Raw genomic sequence first — 18,491 nt, forward strand, 5'->3', positions numbered from 1 at the left:
ATTCTCTATAGCCTTTGCTGCGTTTTTGGACGCGTCCGGGTGTGGCGCGAAACGCTCCCCGATTTTCAAATACGCGAGGTTTGCGGGATCACCGCTGCCTCGCGTCGCTTCGATCGACGCCCGGCGGTTAGCCGATCGTCATCAAACTCGCATTGCCGCCCGCTGCCGCCGTATTGACGGACAGCGAACGCTCGATCAACAAACGCTCGATGGCGATATTCGGTTCACCATGTGCCAGGCCTTGCACCGAAATGATCGGGCCGGGGCGCGTGGCCAGCTGTTCGCACACAGCGCGCAACTGGTCCGAGTCGCCATGGTGAAGAACCGCGTCGAAGCTGGTATCGCTGGCCGACCAGTCGGCCACCAGGCTGACGCGCGATTGTACTGCCTTGGGCAGGCGCGCAAACAGGGCCCGGGCCATGGGGCTTTCAACCCACACGGCCTGGCTGCCGGCCGCCAGCACGGCCGCCAACTGCACGGCCAGGTCGGTCTCCTGCTGGGCCAGGCACAGCACGGCGGCGCGCGGCAGCAGCGTGTAGGTGTTGCGCTCGCCGGTGGGACCGGGCAGCGTGACCGACAGGCCGGCCGCCGAGGCCGCGGCAAAGCGCTCGCACGCCGCCGCCAGCCCGGGCAGCGCCGCGCTCTCGCGCTGCGCCCATTCCTTGAGCGTACCCAGTGCCTCGGTCAGCGTGCGGCGCACCGGGCCGGTCTCGTCGGCGCCGCCGAGGGTGTCGGATGCGCGCACCACGCGGGCCACGGCGTCCTGCGGGCAGACTGACAACAGGCGGTGCAGGTACAGCGGGCCGCCCGCCTTGGGGCCGGTGCCGGACAGGCCTTCGCCGCCGAAGGGCTGCACGCCCACCACCGCGCCCACGATATTGCGGTTGACGTAGAGGTTGCCCACTTCCGCGCGCTCGACGATGTGCTCGATGGTTTCGTCGATACGGGTGTGAATGCCCATGGTCAAGCCGTAGCCGGTGCCGTTGATCTGCGCAAGCAGCGTGTCGAGGCCGGCTCGCGGGTAGCGCACCACGTGCAGCACGGGGCCAAAGACTTCGCGCTGCAACTCTTCGATGCTGTCGAGCTCGATCAGCGTTGGCGACACAAACGTGCCATTGCGGCAGGCCGCGCTGGCCGCGCCGTTCGGGTCGGCCTGGTGGACGCGGCGGCCCTTGGCGCGCATGGCGTCGATATGGCGCACGATGTTGCCGCGCGCCTCTTCGTCGATGACCGGGCCGACATCGGTGGACAAACGGTCCGGGTTGCCCATGGTGAGCTCATCCATGGCGCCCTTGAGCATTTCCAGCACGCGGTCGGCCACTTCTTCCTGCAGGCACAGCACGCGCAGCGCGGAGCAGCGCTGGCCGGCCGAGTCGAAGGCGGAGTTGACCACATCGCCAACCACCTGCTCGGCCAGCGCGGAGGAGTCCACGATCATCGCGTTCTGGCCGCCGGTCTCGGCGATCAGCGGCACCGGGCGGCCAGCCGCGTCCAGCCGGCCGGCCACGCTGCGTTGCAGCAGGCGCGCCACTTCGGTGGAGCCGGTGAACATCACGCCCTTGACGCGAGCGTCGCCTACCAACGCGGCGCCCACGGTTTCGCCGCGGCCCGGCAACAACTGCACGGCGCCAGCCGGCACGCCAGCCTCGCGCAGCAAGCGCACGGCCTGGGCGGCAATCAGCGGGGTCTGCTCGGCGGGCTTGGCCAGCACGGTGTTGCCGGCAGCCAGCGCGGCCGCGACCTGGCCGGTGAAGATGGCCAGCGGGAAATTCCACGGGCTGATGCAGACCACCGGCCCGAGCGGGCGGTGGGTGTCGCTGGAGAAGGTCTCACGCACTTGCGCGGCGTAATAGCGCAGAAAGTCCACGGCCTCGCGCACTTCGGCGATGGCATTGGAGAAGGTCTTGCCGGCCTCGCGCACGATGATGCCCATCAGGGACTGCATCTGCGCTTCCATCAGTTCGGCGGCGCGCTCCAGCGCGGCGGCGCGCACATCGGCCGGGGTCGCCTGCCAGATCGGCGCGGCGTTCACTGCGGCCTGCAGCGCGGCTTCCACCTCGGCCATGCTGGCTTCGGTGACATGGCCGACCACGTCGCGCAAGTCGGACGGGTTGCGCACAGGTGCCGGCTGATTGGCGTCCTCGCCAGCGGCGGTTTCCGTGCCCAGCAGCGGCACGGCGCTGACCGCCTCGCTCGTGCCGGCCAGTAGCGCGGACGACAGCGAGGCCAGGCGATGCTCGTTGGAGAGGTCGATGCCGGCAGAATTGGCGCGCGACTCGCCATACAGCGTGCGTGGCTGCGGAATGCGCGGATGCGGCAGGCCAAGCGCGCCCTCATCGGCGTGCATCTGCTCGACCACGGCCACCGGGTCGGCCACCAGTTCGTCCAGCGAGATGGTGTCGTCGGCGATGCGGTTGACGAAGGACGTGTTGGCGCCGTTTTCCAGCAGGCGGCGCACCAGGTAGGCCAGCAGCGTCTCATGCGTGCCGACCGGCGCGTAGATCCGGCACGGGCGGTTGAACTTGCCGTCAGCCAGCGGGCCGACCACCTGGTCGTACAGCGGCTCGCCCATGCCGTGCAGGCACTGGAACTCGTACTGGCCGGGGTAGTAGTTGTGGCCGGCGATCTGGTAGATGGCCGCCAGCGTGTGGGCGTTATGGGTAGCGAACTGCGGGTAGATCACGTCCGGCACCGACAGCAGCTTGCGCGCGCAGGCCACGTATGACACGTCGGTATAGACCTTGCGCGTGTAGACCGGATAGCCCTCCAGCCCGTCCACCTGGGCGCGCTTGATCTCGCTGTCCCAGTACGCGCCCTTGACCAGGCGGATCATCAGGCGGTGGCGGCTGCGGCGGGCCAGGTCGATCAGGTAGTCGATCACGAACGGGCAGCGCTTCTGGTAGCCCTGCACCACGAAGCCGATGCCGTTCCAGCCGGCCAGCTCGGGCTCGAAGCACAGGCGCTCCAGCAGGTCGAGCGAGATTTCCAGGCGGTCGGCTTCCTCGGCGTCGATATTGATGCCGATGTCGTACTGGCGGGCCAGCAAGGTCAGCGACTTGAGGCGGCCGTACAGCTCGCTGATGACGCGCTCATGCTGCGCGCGGCTATAGCGCGGATGCAGCGCCGAGAGCTTGATCGAGATGCCGGGGCCTTCATAGATGCCGCGCCCGCGCGAAGCCTGGCCGATGGCGTTGATGGCCTGCTCGTAGGAGGCCAGGTAGCGTTGCGCGTCGGCCTCGGTCATGGCCGCTTCGCCCAGCATGTCGTAGGAGTAGCGGAATCCCTCGGCCTCGTACTTGCGCGCGTTGGCCAGCGCCTCGGAAATGGTCTCGCCGGTGACGAACTGCTCGCCCATCAGGCGCATCGCCATGTCCACGCCCTTGCGGATCAGCGGCTCGCCGCCCTTGCCGATGATGCGGGTCAGCGCCTTGGACAGGCCGGCTTCGGTATGCGTGGCCACCAGCTTGCCCGTGAACAACAGGCCCCAGGTGGCGGCATTGACGAACACCGACGGGCTCTGTCCCAGGTGCGACTGCCAGTTGGCGCCGCTGATCTTGTCGCGGATCAGCGCGTCGCGGGTAGCCTTGTCGGGAATGCGCAGCAGCGCCTCGGCCAGGCACATCAGCGCCACGCCTTCCTGCGAGGACAACGAGAATTCCTGGATCAGGCCCTGCACCAGCCCTTCACGGCCGGTGCCGACCTTGCGCTCGCGCAACCGCGTGGCCAGGGTCCGGGCCATGGCGAGAGCGGCTTCGGCCTGCTGATGTGGCAGGCGAGCCTGCTCAAGCAGCACCGGCACGCACTCGGACTCCGGGCGGCGATAGCCGGCGGTGATGGCCGCGCGCAGCACCGATTGCGGCTGCACGCTCTGCGCAAACTCGAGGAAAGGCTGTATCGCGCCATCACCAGTCGCGCCGTCAAAAGTGTCGGCACCGTCCGCCGCACCCTCGCTCCCCGTACCGGTGGCGCTGGTCTCATGCGGGATGTTGCCCCGTTCGACCTGCTCCAGATACGTGAAGATTGCCTGCTTGATCAGCCAGTGCGGTGTGCGGTCTATCGACTGCGCAACGCGCTTTAGGCGCTCGCGGGAGGCGTCGTCGAGTTTGACGCCGAGGGTGGTGGTGGCCATGCGCTTGATTCTCCGTAAGACGCGGACACCGGCTTCCTGACTGCGGGGAAACCGGCAGATTGGCGCGATCATACTCCCGGGCAAACCAAAGGTGCAACTAGGTACAACCACTCAGATACATCAGGAAAAATGGTTGCACCGCACCTTGTGCTGGGCTGCCCCTGGCGCAACCGGACCCCACTCAGGTATCCACTCAGATACGCAAAGGATCGATCTCCAACTGCCAGCGCACGCCCTTGGCATCGCCCAGCGCCTCGCCAAAAGTTTGCACCCACTCGCTGATAAATCTTTGCAGTGCAATGCGCGAGGTACTTTCCACCAGCATTTGCGCGCGCTCCCGGTTAGCCACCCGCACCATCGACATCGGCACCGGGTCATGGAGTTGCACCTCCGGCGCCATCCGGCACGCATCAGCCCGATTCCGCGCACTCTGGAGGAAGGCCAGCGCACGCTCCAGTTCGGCATGGTCGGCCGTGACAAGCACCTGGTAGGCAAACGGGGGCAACCCGGCCTGGCGACGCTCGCGCAACTGGGTAGCCGCGAATCCATCATAGTCATGGCGTACCAATGCCTGCAATGCCGATGCATCGGGATAGCGGGTCTGGATCAGCACCTCGCCCGCCAGCCCTGCCCGCCCGGCCCGTCCGGCCACCTGCATCAGGGAGGCAAACAAATGCTCGGCCGCGCGGAAATCGTGGCTGAACATGGCGGCGTCCGGATGGACGATGCCGACCAGGGTCACGCGCTGGAAGTCGTGCCCCTTGGCCACCATCTGCGTGCCGACCAGGATGTCGACCTCGCCCGCGTGAACCTCATCGAACATGGCCTGCGCGCTGCCCTTGCGGCGCGTGGAGTCGGCATCGATGCGGGCGATGCGCGCTTGCGGGAAGCGTGCCGCCAAGGCCTCCTCGATACGCTGGGTGCCTCGTCCAAGTGGTGCAACATCCACATTTCCACAATCCGGACAATGGTGTGGTACCGAGGATTCCAGCCCGCAATGGTGGCAGCGCAGGCGGCGCTCCGGCCGGTGCAGCACCATATAGGCCGAGCAGCGCGGGCATCCGGAGAGCCAGCCGCAGCTATCGCAGGCCAGCACCGGGGCGTAGCCGCGCCGGTTCAGGAACAGCAGGCTCTGCTCGCCACGCTGCAGGCGGGCCTCGATGGCGTTGAGCAACGGCACCGACAGCCCTTCGTAGAGGGCACGCTGGCGCTGGCGTTCCTGGTTGATGTCGATCAGCCGCACCGTGGGCAGCGTGGCATCGGTCTGGGCGCGCTCACGCAGCACCAGCTTGCGGTAGGTGCCCTGCTCCGCACGCCACCAGGACTCCATGGACGGCGTGGCGGAACCTAGCACCACGGCCGCGCCGAGCTGCTTGGCCCGCCATACGGCCAGGTCGCGCGCGGAGTAGCGCAGGCCTTCCTGTTGCTTGTAGGACGTGTCGTGTTCCTCGTCGACCACGATCAGCGCCAGGTGTGGCAGCGAGGCCAGCACCGCCAGCCGCGTGCCCAGCACGATGCGGGCCTCGCCGCGGTGCGCGGCCAGCCATTGCAGCGTGCGCTCCTGGTCGGCCAGGCCGCTATGCAGCACCGCCAGCGGCAGATGGGGAAAGCGCGAGGCAATGCGGCCCTGCAGCTGCGGCGTGAGGTTGATTTCAGGCACCAGCATCAGCACCTGCGCCTGCGCATCGCGCGCCAGCACGTCGGCCATGGCGTGCAGGTAGACTTCGGTCTTGCCGCTGCCGGTGACGCCGTGGAGCAGGAACGGCGCGAATCCCTTGGCCTGCCCGATCGCTTCCACGGCCACACGCTGCTCTTCATGCAGCGGCGGCGCGGTGGACGGCTCGGCAGCCGAGGGCGCGCCCAGCAAGGGCTGGTCGGCCCGCTCGGAGATCACCCAGCCGGCCTCGGCCCACTGCGCCAGGCGCGAGGGCGCCGCGCTGCATAGCACGCGCGCCTCGGCGGCGGATACCGCTCGCCCTTCCCCGGCGGCTGCCACCAGTGCCTGAGCCAGCGCCAGCACGGTGCGGGCGCGCGGCGGCACCGCCGCCAACAGCGCCTCGCCCTGCCCCGGGGCCACGCGGTAGTGTTCGCTGCGGGCACGCAGTGCCAGCCGCGCCCAGCCGTCGGCCTCGCGCAGGGCTGGAGGCAGCGCGGGCAGCATGACTTCGCCCAGGCAGCGGTGGTAATAGCGTGCGGCAAAGCCAGCCAGCGCAATCCAGTGGGCGCCAAGCGGCGGCAGCCAGTCCAGGCGCTGTGCGACAGAACGCAGCTTGTCCGCGGGTACATCGGAGTGCGCGCAACGCGATACGGCCACGCCGACCAGCGTACGGCGGCCGAACGGCACCGTGACCAGTTCGCCGGGCTGGACTTCCGGGCCGGCAAGGTAATCGAAGACATCGTCAGCCGGCGTATCGAGCGCCACCCGCACAACGGCAAGCGGTGCGCCGCCGGTGGGCTCCGCGGCCGGCCCGGTTTGCTCGGGGATCACCGGTGACGTCACACCGCGCCTCCGGGGCCGATCGTCCAGCGCAGCGGTGGGTACGGTCCAGATTGGGGCGAGCAAGCCCAATGCATGTGCAGGCCGAGGCTGAGCCGCTTTCCAGACAAATTCAGTGTGCGGTGCAACATCAACTTAAAGTAACGCTTCAAATGTGCCCCTAAGTCGATGATAGATGGCTGGTTTTCCCGGCCCCGGGCAGCGCCTGTGGATAACTTTGTTGAAAACTCGCCCGGAGTTCCCGGCAAGCCCCGTAAAACAAGGCTCCCACGGGCATTCCAGCCTGTGCGTGGCCAGATGCAATGCCTTGTAAATCAAGGACTTGGCGACATCCCTCAGATGAGTTAGGGACTAACCCGCTCTTGCACTGCGGAAAACCCATTGATGTGCATAAGTCAAGCCTTGACAAGCGAGAACCGGCACCGAAAGGGCGAAATATTGCAAAATAGTTTACTTGACAGCGCTTCGGGCAAGCCTCCCCCGGCACCCGCCCGTCCGGGTGCGGCGCGCGAAGCCAGCTCGCTGCGCCGCACAGGCGGTACCCCCGGGTGGGAGGGAAGACGTGCACCAGCTGTCACCTTGCCGCGGTGCGCAGCTGCCGGCTGTAGCGATGCACCTCGTCCACCAGCACCGTCACATTCTCGGGCGGGGTGAACTGGGAGATGCCGTGGCCAAGGTTGAAGACGTGTCCGTCGCTGCCGCCGCCGGCGGCATAGCTGTCGAGCACGCCACGCACCTGCTCGCGAATCGCGGCTTCCGGCGCAAACAGCACATTGGGGTCGATATTGCCCTGCAGTGCCACCTTGCCGCCGGTGCGGCGGCGCGCCTGCGCCAAGTTGACCGTCCAGTCCAGACCGAGCGCATCGGCACCGATCTCGGTGAGCGCCTCCAGCCACAATCCGCCGCCCTTGGTAAACACGATGGCCGGCACCTGCTCGCCATTGTGCTCGCGCTTCAGTCCGGCCAGCACCTTGCGCATATAGGCCAGGGAGAACGTCTGGTACATGCCGTCGGCCAGCGTGCCGCCCCAGGTGTCGAACAGCATCACGGCTTGCGCACCTGCCTCGATCTGCGCATTCAGGTAGGCCGACACAGCTTGCGCGTTGATCTCCAGGATACGGTGCATCAGGTCGGGGCGGCTGTACATCATGGCCTTGACCGTGCGGAAATCGGAGGAGCCGGCACCCTCGACCATGTAGCAGGCCAGCGTCCAGGGGCTGCCCGAGAAGCCGATCAGCGGCACGCGCTGGCGGCCGTCCTGCACCAGCGCCCGGCGGATCTCGCTGACCGCGTCGAACACGTAGGACAGCGAGGCCATATCGGGCACCGCCAGCTTCTTGACGTCGCCTTCGGTGCGCAACGGGTGGGCAAAGCGCGGACCCTCGCCCTGGGCAAACGACAGCCCGAGGCCCATGGCATCGGGCACGGTCAGGATGTCGGAGAAGAGGATGGCCGCATCGAGCGGATAGCGTTCGAGGGGCTGCAGGGTAACCTCGGTCGCGTAGGCCGGGTTCTTGGCCAGGCCCAGGAAGCTGCCGGCGCGAGCGCGCGTAGCATTGTATTCGGGCAGGTAGCGCCCCGCCTGACGCATCAGCCACAGCGGGGTGTACTCGGTCGGTTGCCGGCGCAGCGCGCGCAGGAAGGTATCGTTCTGCAATGCGGTCATGGTCATCCTCGTAAGACCGCCATTTTACGGGATGGCCGGCCGCCGCCGGCAGCTTAGATATCCGCCGCCAGTTCCTTGAAGGCCTGCGCGGCGCGGCGCATCCATTCGCGCGCGCGCGGGGCATCGGGCTGCAGGCGGGCAAAGCCGTGCGTCATCCCGCTTGCCTCCAGCGTGATCACCGGCGCGCCGTAGCGCACCAGGTAGTCAGCGTAGGCCAGGCCGTCGTCGCGCAGCACGTCGTGGGCGGCAACCATCACCACGCTGGCCGGAGGCAGGTGCTGTGGCGCGGCGCCCATCAGGTGGATGCGCGTGTCTTCGATGGCGGCGCCGGCGGCAAGGCGCTCGGCGCCGATGAATTCCGTCCAGAACCAAGCCATTTCGTCGCGGGTGAGGCCGGGGCCATCCGCAAAGGCGCGATAGCTTTCGCTGGCCAGCACCGGCGCGGCCACGGGATAGATCAGCAACTGGGCGTTGACCAGGCCGGGGCGCCCGTGCGCATTGGCCCAGCGCGCGGCCTGCGCGGCCAGGTGCCCGCCCGCGCTGTCGCCCGCCACGGCCAGGAAGCTAGCGTCCAGGCGCAACCGGACGCGTTGCTCGGCGAACCACAGCACCGCCTGCAGCGCGTCATCGCACGGCGCGGGGAACGGATGCTCCGGTGCCAGCCGGTAGTCCACGCTGGCCACCGCGCAGCCGGTGTCGGCGGCGAGCAGCGCTGCCACGCTGTGATGGGTGTCATGCGAACCCACCACCCAGCCACCGCCATGGAAATAGACGATCAGGCGCGGCTCGGCCACGCCTTCCGGGCGGAACAATCGCGCCGCCAGCGTGCGGCCGGGTAGCGCCAGCTCCATGTCGGTGGACTGGATGCCTTCCGGGTCGGGCACGACCGAGGTTGCCGCGATCTCGGCGAAGCGCGCGCGGCGGCCGGCGGCACCGGCCGGCTCGGGCTGCCCGGCGTAGCGTTCGGAGAGCCGGCGGTAGTAATCGAGAAGCTGGGGATCGATGGCCATGGCTGCTTGGGACTGAATTGAGGGCGGGATTGAGGGCGGGATCGGGAGCTAGGGTGACTAGTTTAGCGGGATCAGGCAGCCTGGCGCATCAGCTCGATCTTGCTGCAGCGGTCCTGCACCGCCAGCAACCCGGCGGCGGTGGCCCGGGCAAAAGCCGCATCATTGACGATGCCAAGTTGCAGCCAGACGCCGCGGGCGCCGATCGCGATGGCATCCGCGACCACCGGCGGCACATCGGCGGCGCGGCGGAAGATATCGACCCAATCAATGCGCTGCCCGGACTTGGCCAAGGCCGCGGCGGCGGCGCCGAGGCTGGCGTAGCAGGTCTCGCCCAGGATGCGCTCGCCCGCATGGCGCGGATTGACGGGGACAATGCGATAGCCGTGACGCTGCAGGTAGGCGGCTACTTCATGGCTGGGCCGGTCCGGGTGCCCGGACAGGCCGGCCACGGCTACCGTCTTCATCGCCAGCATGCCGCGAATGGCTGTCTGCATCTCGCTCACGTCGATTCCTTCTCAAAGGGTTCGGGGGACTTGTCGCGGCCGGTACCGGGCGGGCGGGCACAACTGCCCAGCCGCGCGAACGGCACCGCTACCTGGTAAGCGCCCTGCGCAAATGGGCCGACCGCGTAGGGGGCATAGTGCAACACCACGCCACCGCGGTACAGGGTAAACGGGACGCGCGACTCCTGCAGCGCTTGGGCGTCAAGCACGCCACGCGCGGGCTCGGCTGCGCCCTGCCGCTTCAGTGCGGCTTGTAGCTCGTCGTTGAGTTTTTGCAGGCAGGCCTCGCCCGGCTGCAAGAGATCGGCTAGCCCGACCCGGCGATAGCCCGGCTGGGCAGTTGGCGCGGATGCCACCGCACCCGCCGGGCCGTGGCGCCGCCACGTGCCACTCACGAAGTCGAGGCTGCCATGCGCGCCACCGCTGTAGCGCCAGGTGGTGCGCAGCAGGCCGACGTTGCCGGCATCCAGCCGCATTATCTCGATCGCGCTACGGCATTCCTGTTCGCCCTGGCCGCAGCCGCTGGCACGCAGTGACGTAATAAGGGCATCCACGTGCGGGCGGCCGGTTTCGGGATAGCGTTCGGTAAGACGTGCGCCAGCCACATTTACGACGCGCTCGCGATAGATTGCCTTGCGCGTGAGCGTCAATGCCTGGCGCCGGGTACCGTCGGTATTCATCCATTCCCCACTGACACTCAACCCATCGGAGGAGACGGTGCCCTCGAAACGTGCACCATCGCGAGCTTCGGGATACTCAACAGGCGCCTGGCCGGTGGCGCGCTCGCGCACGCTCAGCCGTCCGTCGGATGTCAATTGGCCATCGAGTTGACGCGGCGAGGAGGCAAGCATTGAATCGTAACGGGCCGTGCCGTCGATCCCGCCAGTGCCCGCGCGCGGAAATATCGTCAGCGATACCTGTATGTGGCCGTCGAGCTCGCCTTGCCAGAGCGCACCAGCGGGGGCTTGCGCCTCAACCGCGCCAGCCTGGCCAGCCGCCATGAAAGACGTGGCCAGCAGCGCCGCCAGCCTATGCTGGACAAGGCCTCTTGCAATATCGACGGGGGCCTGGGCAAAGCGGTAAAAAGGGGGAAAGGGGAAGGAAAGCGGCATGGCAGTGGTTGGCCGGACCGCAAGGCGGATGGCAGGATCAGCGAAAGCTATCGGACCCGCGCCGCGCAGTGATGTTCCCGCCGCCTGGTGGCAAGTGCGGTGGCACGTGGTCTAACGTGCCTATTTATGCCGATTTAGACGCTTATTTAGTTACCGCGCTTTCAACTTCTTGCAAACCGATACATTTTGTTACTGCCATCCCCAAAAGTTTCCCCCACAATGCTTCAACACAATCAGTTTTTGTGAAAGGCGTTCCCTCCCCCAACAGAAAGGGAGGGCGTCATGGAAGAAAGCCTAAGGAAGCATTCCCACCCAGATTGACCGGATCACAAGCGATGCCTGTGATCGGTGTACCAGGTTGAGATGATGTTGGCGCTTGCCGGTTCCGGCTGGTTGGATCGTCTGAATGCGATCAATACCGCCTGACCGAGTGCTGGACCACCAAGAATGTGGTTAGCGCCTGTTGGTTGACCTGGACCTTACCCGTTCCTTCGAATTGACCCCTCGAAGGGATTTTCCCGTCCGCGCGGTGCCTCCCCGGCCCGCGCGCTTTTTTTTGTCCTGAGCCGACAGAATAGTCGTTGGCATAAAAAAAAGGCAGCCTCGCAGCTGCCTTTTTTTCGCCGCCGCCAAAAAAACAACAGCTGCGGCGGCCCTGCTTTTCTTACCGTTTCCGGCGCAGGCGCGCGATCGCTGCCAGCTGTGCTGCTGCCACGGCAAGCTCGCTCTGGGCACGTGCCAGGTCGAGATCGCTGCTCTGGTTCTGCATCAGCTCCTCGGCGGCGCGCTTGGCTTCCTGCGCCTTGGCTTCGTCGAGATCGCTGCCGCGGATAGCGGTGTCTGCCAGCACGGTGACGTGCTTGGGCTGGACTTCGAGAATCCCGCCGGCCACGAACACGAACTCTTCGCTGCCGTCTTCCTTCTCGATGCGCACCGCGCCCGGCTGGATACGCGTAATCAGCGGCGTATGGCCCGGCAGGATACCCAACTCGCCCGACTCGCCCGGCAGTGCCACGAACTTCGCCTGACCGGAGAAGATCGACGATTCGGCGCTGACGACGTCTACAAGAATGGTTGCCATGTGAATTCCTTTAGTCCCTGAAAGCTTCGGCTTCCCGTTGCCAGGAAGCAGGTATTCCGCTGCCCGGCTAAGCGTGGCCGCCCCGGACGTTGCTGTCCGTGGCGGCCGCCACTACGGCGCTGGCAGCGAAAAACGCCGCTTACTGGAGCTTCTTGGCCTTCTCGAAGGCTTCGTCGATCGAGCCGACCATGTAGAACGCTTGCTCCGGCAGGTGATCGCACTCGCCGTCCACCAGCATCTTGAAGCCGCGGATGGTTTCCTTCAGCGTGACGTACTTGCCCGGCGAACCCGTGAACACTTCCGCAACGTGGAAGGGCTGCGACAGGAAACGCTGGATCTTACGAGCGCGCGACACCGACTGCTTGTCTTCCGGCGACAGTTCGTCCATGCCCAGAATCGCGATAATGTCGCGCAGTTCCTTGTAGCGTTGCAGCGTTTGCTGCACGCGACGGGCCACGTCGTAGTGCTCTTGACCCACGACTTGCGGGTCCAGCTGACGCGAGGTCGAGTCGAGCGGATCGACTGCCGGGTAGATACCCAGCGCGGCGATATCACGCGACAGCACGACGGTCGAGTCCAAGTGCAGGAAGGTGGTAGCAGGCGACGGGTCGGTCAAGTCATCCGCAGGCACGTACACGGCCTGGATCGACGTGATCGAGCCAGTCTTGGTCGAGGTGATGCGCTCTTGCAGCTTGCCCATTTCCTCGGCCAGCGTCGGCTGGTAACCCACTGCGGAAGGCATACGGCCCAGCAGTGCGGACACTTCGGTACCGGCCAGCGTGTAGCGGTAAATGTTGTCGACGAAGAACAGGATGTCACGGCCTTCGTCGCGGAACTTCTCGGCCATGGTCAGGCCGGACAGTGCCACGCGCAGACGGTTGCCCGGCGGCTCGTTCATCTGGCCGAACACCATGGCCACCTTGTCGAGAACGTTCGAGTCCTTCATTTCGTGGTAGAAGTCGTTCCCTTCACGGGTACGCTCGCCCACGCCGGCGAACACCGACAAACCGCTGTGCTGCTTGGCGATGTTGTTGATGAGCTCCATCATGTTCACGGTCTTGCCGACGCCGGCGCCACCGAACAGACCCACCTTGCCGCCCTTTGCGAACGGGCACACCAGGTCGATCACCTTGATGCCGGTTTCGAGCAGGTCAACCGAAGGCGACAGTTCGTCGAACTTCGGGGCCTTCTGGTGGATCGAGCGCAGCTCGTCCGAAGCGATCGGGCCGGCTTCGTCGATGGGACGACCCAGCACGTCCATGATGCGGCCCAGCGTGCCGTGACCGACGGGCACCGAGATCGGGGCGCCAGTGCCCTTCACTGCCATGCCGCGGCGCAGGCCGTCCGACGAGCCGAGGGCAATGGTACGCACCACGCCGTCACCCAGCTGTTGCTGCACTTCGAAGGTCAGGCCCTTCTCGGCGAACGAGGCTTCGTTGCTGTCTTCCAGCACGAGCGCTTCGTAGACCTTAGGCAGCGCGTCGCGGGGGAACTCGATGTCCACCACGGCGCCAATACACTGCACAATATTTCCGATACTCATTTCGTATCTCCGATAGCTTGAATACTTGACGCCTTAGACGGCTGCGGCACCGCTGACGATTTCCGACAGTTCCTTGGTAATCGCTGCCTGACGGGTCTTGTTATAGACCAGTTGCAGTTCGCCGATCACGTTCTTGGCATTGTCGGATGCCGCCTTCATGGCCACCATGCGCGCCGATTGCTCGGACGCCATGTTTTCGGCCACGGCCTGGTACACCAGCGCTTCGACGTAGCGGACCAACAATTCTTCCACTACGGTCTGTGCGTCGGGCTCGTAGATGTAATCCCACGAGTAGGCGCGCTTTTCATCTTCGGTCTGGGCAAACTTGTCGGCGGGGAGCGGCAGCAGCTGCTCCACCATCGGCTCCTGCTTCATCGTATTGATGAACTTGGTGTAAGCCAGGTACACAGCATCGACTTCACCATTGGTGAAGGCGTCGAGCTGGACCTTGATGGCACCGATCAGTTTTTCCAGATGCGGGGTGTCACCGAGGTGCACCACGTGCGAGAGCACCTTGGCGCCGATGCGGCCCATGAACTGCAAGCCCTTGGAACCAATGGCGGTGCTCTGCACCTCCACGCCGCGGCTTTGCAGCTCACGCAGCTCATTGGTTACCGCGCGCAGCACGTTCGTGTTCATGCCGCCGCACAGCCCCTTGTCCGTCGTTACCACGATCATGCCGGCGCGCTTGATCTCGCGTGCCACCATGAAGGGGTGCTTGAACTCGGGGTTGGCCGCAGCCAGGTGCGCCGCGATATTGCGCACTTTCTCAGCATAGGGACGGGCGTTGCGCATCCGTTCCTGCGCCTTGCGCATCTTGGACGCGGCGACCATCTCCATCGCCTTGGTGATCTTGCGCGTGTTTTGCACGCTCTTGATCTTGGTTCGAATTTCTTTCGTTCCGGCCATATCTTCCTCTCCATTCGTGCCGCACCGGCACCGTCATGGCAACGGTGCCGGCGCAGTTTCGTGGAATTGCGCGGTTAGAACGCGGCGGACTTCTTGAAATCCTCGATCGCGGCACGCAGGGTGGCTTCGTCTTCCTTCGACAGATCCTTGGAATCTTCGATGCGGTTGACGAGGTCGGCGTACTTGGTCTTCAGATGGTCGTGCAGGCCCTTCTCGAACGGGAGAATGTCCTTCACTTCCACGTTGTCGAGGAAGCCATTGTTGGCTGCGTACAGCGACGCGGCCAGCTGCCACACCTGCAGCGGCAGGTATTGAGCCTGCTTGAGCAGTTCCGTCACGCGGCGGCCGCGCTCCAGCTGCTTGCGGGTGGCATCGTCCAGGTCGGAAGCGAACTGCGCGAACGCAGCCAGTTCACGGTACTGGGCCAGGTCGGTACGGATACCGCCGGACAGCTTCTTGACGACCTTGGTCTGGGCGGCACCACCAACGCGCGACACCGAGATACCGGCGTTGATTGCGGGGCGCACACCTGCGTTGAACAGGTCCGTTTCCAGGAAGATCTGGCCGTCGGTGATCGAGATCACGTTGGTCGGCACGAAAGCGGACACGTCGCCAGCTTGCGTTTCGATCACGGGCAGCGCGGTCAGCGAGCCGGTCTTGCCGGTCACTGCGCCCTTGGTGAACTTCTCGACGTAGTCGGCGTTCACGCGGGCTGCGCGCTCGAGCAGACGCGAGTGCAGGTAAAACACGTCGCCGGGGTAAGCTTCGCGGCCCGGCGGGCGGCGCAGCAGCAGCGACACCTGGCGGTAGGCCCAGGCTTGCTTGGTCAGGTCGTCATAAACGATCAGCGCGTCTTCGCCGCGGTCGCGGAAGTACTCGCCCATCGTGCAACCAGCGTAGGCAGCCAGGTACTGCATGGCGGCGGAGTCCGAAGCCGTAGCAGCAACGACGATGGTGTACTCCATCGCGCCCAGTTCTTCGAGCTTGCGCACCACGTTGTTCACGGTCGAAGCCTTCTGACCGATTGCCACGTAGACGCAGAAAACGCCCTTGCCCTTCTGGTTGATGATCGCGTCGACAGCAACGGCGGTCTTGCCGGTCTGGCGGTCGCCAATGATCAGCTCACGCTGGCCACGGCCGATCGGCACCATCGCGTCGATCGACTTCAGGCCGGTCTGCACCGGCTGGCTGACCGACTGACGTGCGATCACGCCAGGGGCAACCTTTTCGATCACGTCGGTTTCTTTGGCGTTGATCGGGCCTTTGCCATCGATCGGCTGACCCAGCGTGTTGACCACGCGGCCCAGCAGTTCCTTGCCAACCGGCACTTCCAGAATGCGGCCGGTGCACTTGACCGGGTCGCCTTCGGAAATGTGTTCGTAGTCGCCCAGCACCACGGCGCCGACAGAGTCGCGCTCGAGGTTCAGTGCCAGACCGAACGTGTTACCGGGGAATTCCAGCATCTCGCCCTGCATCACGCCAGACAGGCCGTGCACGCGGCAGATACCATCGGTCACGGAAATCACCGTGCCGGTGTTGCGCACTTCAGCGTCGGCGCCAAGACCCGAGATGCGGGACTTGATCAGCTCGCTGATTTCTGAGGGGTTCAGTTGCATCACAATGCTCCTAATTCTTCAATCCGTCGGCTGGTGCGCTTCTCGCGCATCATGCGGTCAGCGCCACTTGCATTGCTGCCAGGCGCGCACGCACGGAGGTGTCGAGCACTTCGTCGCCGACCTTGACGCGCACGCCGCCGATCAGCGACGGGTCCACCGCAACCGAGGGCTGCAGCTTGCGGCCGAACTTGCGTTCGAGCGCGGCGACGAGGTCGGTCAGGCTTGCGCCCTCAAGGGGGAAGGCACTCGTGATCTCGACATCAGCCGACCCTTCACGGTCGTTCTTGAGCGCATGGAACTGCTCGGCGATTTCCGGCAATACCGACAGGCGGTGGTTATCCACCAGCAGGCTGACGAAGCGCTTGGCTTCGTCGTTGACCGGAGACTTCAGGGCCGACAGGAACAGTGCACTCAGCTTGTCGCCGTGCACGTTCGGATCGCCAGCCACCGCCTTCATGTCGGGATTGGCGGCAACTTGCCCCATTTCCGACACCAGCTCGGACCATGCATCCAGATTGCCGCTCGATTCGGTCGCGACGCGGAACAGCGCCTCGGCGTAGGGACGGGCAATGGTTGCGGTTTCAGCCATGATTAGAGCTCAGCCTTGAGTTGATTGAGCAGATCCGCGTGGACCTGCGCGTTCACTTCGCGCTTGAGGATCTGCTCGGCACCCTTGACGGCCAGCACGGCAACCTGGTCGCGCAATTGCTCGCGCGCGCGGGTAACTTGCTGTTCCGCTTCGGCCTTGGCCTGGGCAATGATGCGTGCGGCTTCTGCCTGGGCGTTTTGCTTGATCTCGTCAGCGGTCAGCTGAGCGCGCTTCTCGGCGTCAGCGACGCGTTGAGCGCCTTCGGTGCGGGCTTCGGCCAGGGCCTGGTCCACACGCTTGTTGGCGAGTTCGAGCTCAGCCTTGCCTTTTTCGGCGGCGGCGAGGCCATCGGCGATCTTCTTTGCGCGTTCGTCGAGCGCCTTCACCAGCGGCGGCCAAATGAATTTGGCAACTACCCACCACAGGATGAAGAACACGACCATCTGCGCAAAAAACGTTGCGTTCAGATTCATGGTGTGTTCCTTTCGGTAATCAAACTACAGATAAATGCGCAAGGGCGGCCAGGCTAAGTGGCCCGCGCCGCCCGTCAGCATCATGCAGACCGAAAAGAATTACTTGATGACAGCCAGCAGCGGGTTGGCGAATGCGAACAGCATTGCAACGCCCACGCCGATCAGGAATGCCGCGTCGATCAGGCCAGCCAGCAGGAACATCTTGGTTTGCAGCGGGTTCATCAGTTCAGGCTGACGTGCGCACGCTTCGATGTACTTGCCACCCATCAGGGCGATACCCAGGCAGGCGCCGATTGCGCCCAGACCGATGATGATGCCGATACCGATGGCGGTCAGACCCTGGATGTTGGCGAGATATGCTTGCATGACTACTCCTTTAATTGAGAAGAGACTTAGAACCAAAAAACCGAAAAACCGAAAAACTTAAATCAGTGGTGATCGTGTGCCTGGCCGATGTACACCAGCGTCAGCATCATGAAAATGAAAGCCTGGAGCAGAACGATCAGGATGTGGAAGATCGCCCATACCGTACCGGCCAGCACATGACCGACGAAGCCCAGCGCGGAGAGGTCCGCACCGAACGTCCAGATGGAACCCAGCAGCGCGATCAGCAGGAACACCAGTTCGCCGGCGTACATGTTGCCGAACAACCGCATGCCCAGCGAAACCGCCTTGGCCAGGAATTCAATCAGGTTCAGGATCAGGTTGAACGGGGCCAGGTACCACTTGGCGCCGAACGGGGCCGACAGCAGTTCATGGGTGAAGCCGCCCACGCCCTTGATCTTGAAGCTGTAATAGATCATCAGCACCAGCACTGCGCACGACATGCCCAGCGTACCGTTCAGGTCAGCCGTGGCAACCGCGCGGTGGTGCGGCAGATGGATGTGGAAGATGCCCAGCAGGCCGTTCAGGCCGGTAACCCAGTCAACCGGGATCAAGTCGACGGCATTCATCACCGTGATCCAGCAGAACACCATCAGTGCCAGCGGAGCGATGAAGGAACGGTCGCCATGGATGATGCCCTTGGCCTGGTCGTCGACCATCTCGACGATCATTTCCACGAAAGCCTGGAAGCGGCCCGGCACGCCGGCGGTCGCGCGGCGCGCGGCGGCGTACAGGAAAATCACGGCGATGGCGCCGCACAGCACCGACCAGAACACGGTGTCGTAGTTGAGGACGCTGAAGTCAACGACGGCGGCTTGCTTGCCGCCAACCGTGTTGAGGTTCTGCAAGTGTTCGGCGATATAGCCGGAGGGGGTGAGGGCCTGTTCGGCGCCTTGAGCAGCTGACATGTCGAAACGAACCGTAATATTGCGAAACCAGTTGCCGGCATTTTGCCGGTACGCTTCTTGCACCGCCTTCA

Annotated in this window: 14 protein-coding genes; all 14 read right to left on the bottom strand. The window is 65.0% G+C overall.

The window, feature by feature from the left end; all coding sequences use genetic code 11:
• Window positions 1-127: 127 nt before the first annotated feature.
• Window positions 128-4,129, bottom strand: coding sequence for a trifunctional transcriptional regulator/proline dehydrogenase/L-glutamate gamma-semialdehyde dehydrogenase (gene putA, locus AC1Q7Q_RS28840; RefSeq protein ID WP_492373535.1), 4,002 nt, complete (start codon window positions 4,127-4,129; stop codon window positions 128-130).
• 193 nt (window positions 4,130-4,322) lie between these two features.
• Complete coding sequence (locus AC1Q7Q_RS28845; protein ID WP_492387242.1) at window positions 4,323-6,617, bottom strand: primosomal protein N'; 2,295 nt, start codon at window positions 6,615-6,617, stop codon at window positions 4,323-4,325.
• A 583-nt stretch (window positions 6,618-7,200) separates the two neighbouring features.
• The gene (gene hemE, locus AC1Q7Q_RS28850) at window positions 7,201-8,298 is read right to left on the bottom strand and encodes a uroporphyrinogen decarboxylase (protein WP_492375606.1); all 1,098 of its coding nucleotides are present in this window, start codon (window positions 8,296-8,298) and stop codon (window positions 7,201-7,203) included.
• Window positions 8,299-8,345: 47 nt separating this feature from the next.
• Entirely contained in the window at window positions 8,346-9,302 is a 957-nt protein-coding gene (locus AC1Q7Q_RS28855; RefSeq protein ID WP_492375607.1) for an alpha/beta hydrolase, read from the bottom strand.
• A 71-nt stretch (window positions 9,303-9,373) separates the two neighbouring features.
• Window positions 9,374-9,796, bottom strand: coding sequence for a CoA-binding protein (locus tag AC1Q7Q_RS28860; protein WP_492375617.1), 423 nt, complete (start codon window positions 9,794-9,796; stop codon window positions 9,374-9,376).
• A 5-nt stretch (window positions 9,797-9,801) separates the two neighbouring features.
• On the bottom strand, window positions 9,802-10,917 hold the full coding sequence (locus AC1Q7Q_RS28865) for an RsiV family protein (RefSeq protein WP_492375608.1): 1,116 nt from the start codon (window positions 10,915-10,917) through the stop codon (window positions 9,802-9,804).
• Between the two features lie 664 nt (window positions 10,918-11,581).
• On the bottom strand, window positions 11,582-11,998 hold the full coding sequence (locus tag AC1Q7Q_RS28870) for a F0F1 ATP synthase subunit epsilon (protein WP_043350759.1): 417 nt from the start codon (window positions 11,996-11,998) through the stop codon (window positions 11,582-11,584).
• Window positions 11,999-12,137: 139 nt separating this feature from the next.
• On the bottom strand, window positions 12,138-13,541 hold the full coding sequence (gene atpD, locus AC1Q7Q_RS28875) for a F0F1 ATP synthase subunit beta (RefSeq protein ID WP_150987508.1): 1,404 nt from the start codon (window positions 13,539-13,541) through the stop codon (window positions 12,138-12,140).
• A gap of 33 nt (window positions 13,542-13,574) precedes the next feature.
• On the bottom strand, window positions 13,575-14,450 hold the full coding sequence (gene atpG, locus AC1Q7Q_RS28880; RefSeq protein ID WP_006157250.1) for a F0F1 ATP synthase subunit gamma: 876 nt from the start codon (window positions 14,448-14,450) through the stop codon (window positions 13,575-13,577).
• Window positions 14,451-14,524: 74 nt separating this feature from the next.
• Entirely contained in the window at window positions 14,525-16,066 is a 1,542-nt protein-coding gene (atpA, locus tag AC1Q7Q_RS28885; protein WP_150987510.1) for a F0F1 ATP synthase subunit alpha, read from the bottom strand.
• Between the two features lie 49 nt (window positions 16,067-16,115).
• Window positions 16,116-16,655 carry a F0F1 ATP synthase subunit delta gene (locus AC1Q7Q_RS28890; RefSeq protein WP_006157248.1) on the bottom strand — a complete coding sequence of 180 codons (540 nt, stop codon included), beginning with the start codon at window positions 16,653-16,655 and terminating at the stop codon, window positions 16,116-16,118.
• 2 nt (window positions 16,656-16,657) lie between these two features.
• On the bottom strand, window positions 16,658-17,128 hold the full coding sequence (locus AC1Q7Q_RS28895) for a F0F1 ATP synthase subunit B (protein WP_043350775.1): 471 nt from the start codon (window positions 17,126-17,128) through the stop codon (window positions 16,658-16,660).
• Between the two features lie 99 nt (window positions 17,129-17,227).
• On the bottom strand, window positions 17,228-17,494 hold the full coding sequence (gene atpE / locus AC1Q7Q_RS28900; RefSeq protein WP_006157246.1) for a F0F1 ATP synthase subunit C: 267 nt from the start codon (window positions 17,492-17,494) through the stop codon (window positions 17,228-17,230).
• Between the two features lie 62 nt (window positions 17,495-17,556).
• Window positions 17,557-18,420, bottom strand: coding sequence for a F0F1 ATP synthase subunit A (gene atpB / locus AC1Q7Q_RS28905; RefSeq protein ID WP_006157245.1), 864 nt, complete (start codon window positions 18,418-18,420; stop codon window positions 17,557-17,559).
• Between the last annotated feature and the right edge of the window lie 71 nt (window positions 18,421-18,491).

Source organism: Cupriavidus sp. GW823-FHT07A04 (assembly GCF_058794615.1).

Coding starts and splice junctions, on each gene's coding strand:
- AC1Q7Q_RS28890 (WP_006157248.1), bottom strand. CDS start 16,655: ATGGCTGAAACCGCAACCATTGCCCGTCCCTACGCCGAGGCGCTGTTC.
- AC1Q7Q_RS28865 (WP_492375608.1), bottom strand. CDS start 10,917: ATGCCGCTTTCCTTCCCCTTTCCCCCTTTTTACCGCTTTGCCCAGGCC.
- AC1Q7Q_RS28860 (WP_492375617.1), bottom strand. CDS start 9,796: ATGCAGACAGCCATTCGCGGCATGCTGGCGATGAAGACGGTAGCCGTG.
- AC1Q7Q_RS28870 (WP_043350759.1), bottom strand. CDS start 11,998: ATGGCAACCATTCTTGTAGACGTCGTCAGCGCCGAATCGTCGATCTTC.
- AC1Q7Q_RS28855 (WP_492375607.1), bottom strand. CDS start 9,302: ATGGCCATCGATCCCCAGCTTCTCGATTACTACCGCCGGCTCTCCGAA.
- hemE (WP_492375606.1), bottom strand. CDS start 8,298: ATGACCATGACCGCATTGCAGAACGATACCTTCCTGCGCGCGCTGCGC.
- atpD (WP_150987508.1), bottom strand. CDS start 13,541: ATGAGTATCGGAAATATTGTGCAGTGTATTGGCGCCGTGGTGGACATC.
- atpG (WP_006157250.1), bottom strand. CDS start 14,450: ATGGCCGGAACGAAAGAAATTCGAACCAAGATCAAGAGCGTGCAAAAC.
- atpB (WP_006157245.1), bottom strand. CDS start 18,420: ATGTCAGCTGCTCAAGGCGCCGAACAGGCCCTCACCCCCTCCGGCTAT.
- putA (WP_492373535.1), bottom strand. CDS start 4,129: ATGGCCACCACCACCCTCGGCGTCAAACTCGACGACGCCTCCCGCGAG.
- AC1Q7Q_RS28895 (WP_043350775.1), bottom strand. CDS start 17,128: ATGAATCTGAACGCAACGTTTTTTGCGCAGATGGTCGTGTTCTTCATC.
- atpE (WP_006157246.1), bottom strand. CDS start 17,494: ATGCAAGCATATCTCGCCAACATCCAGGGTCTGACCGCCATCGGTATC.
- atpA (WP_150987510.1), bottom strand. CDS start 16,066: ATGCAACTGAACCCCTCAGAAATCAGCGAGCTGATCAAGTCCCGCATC.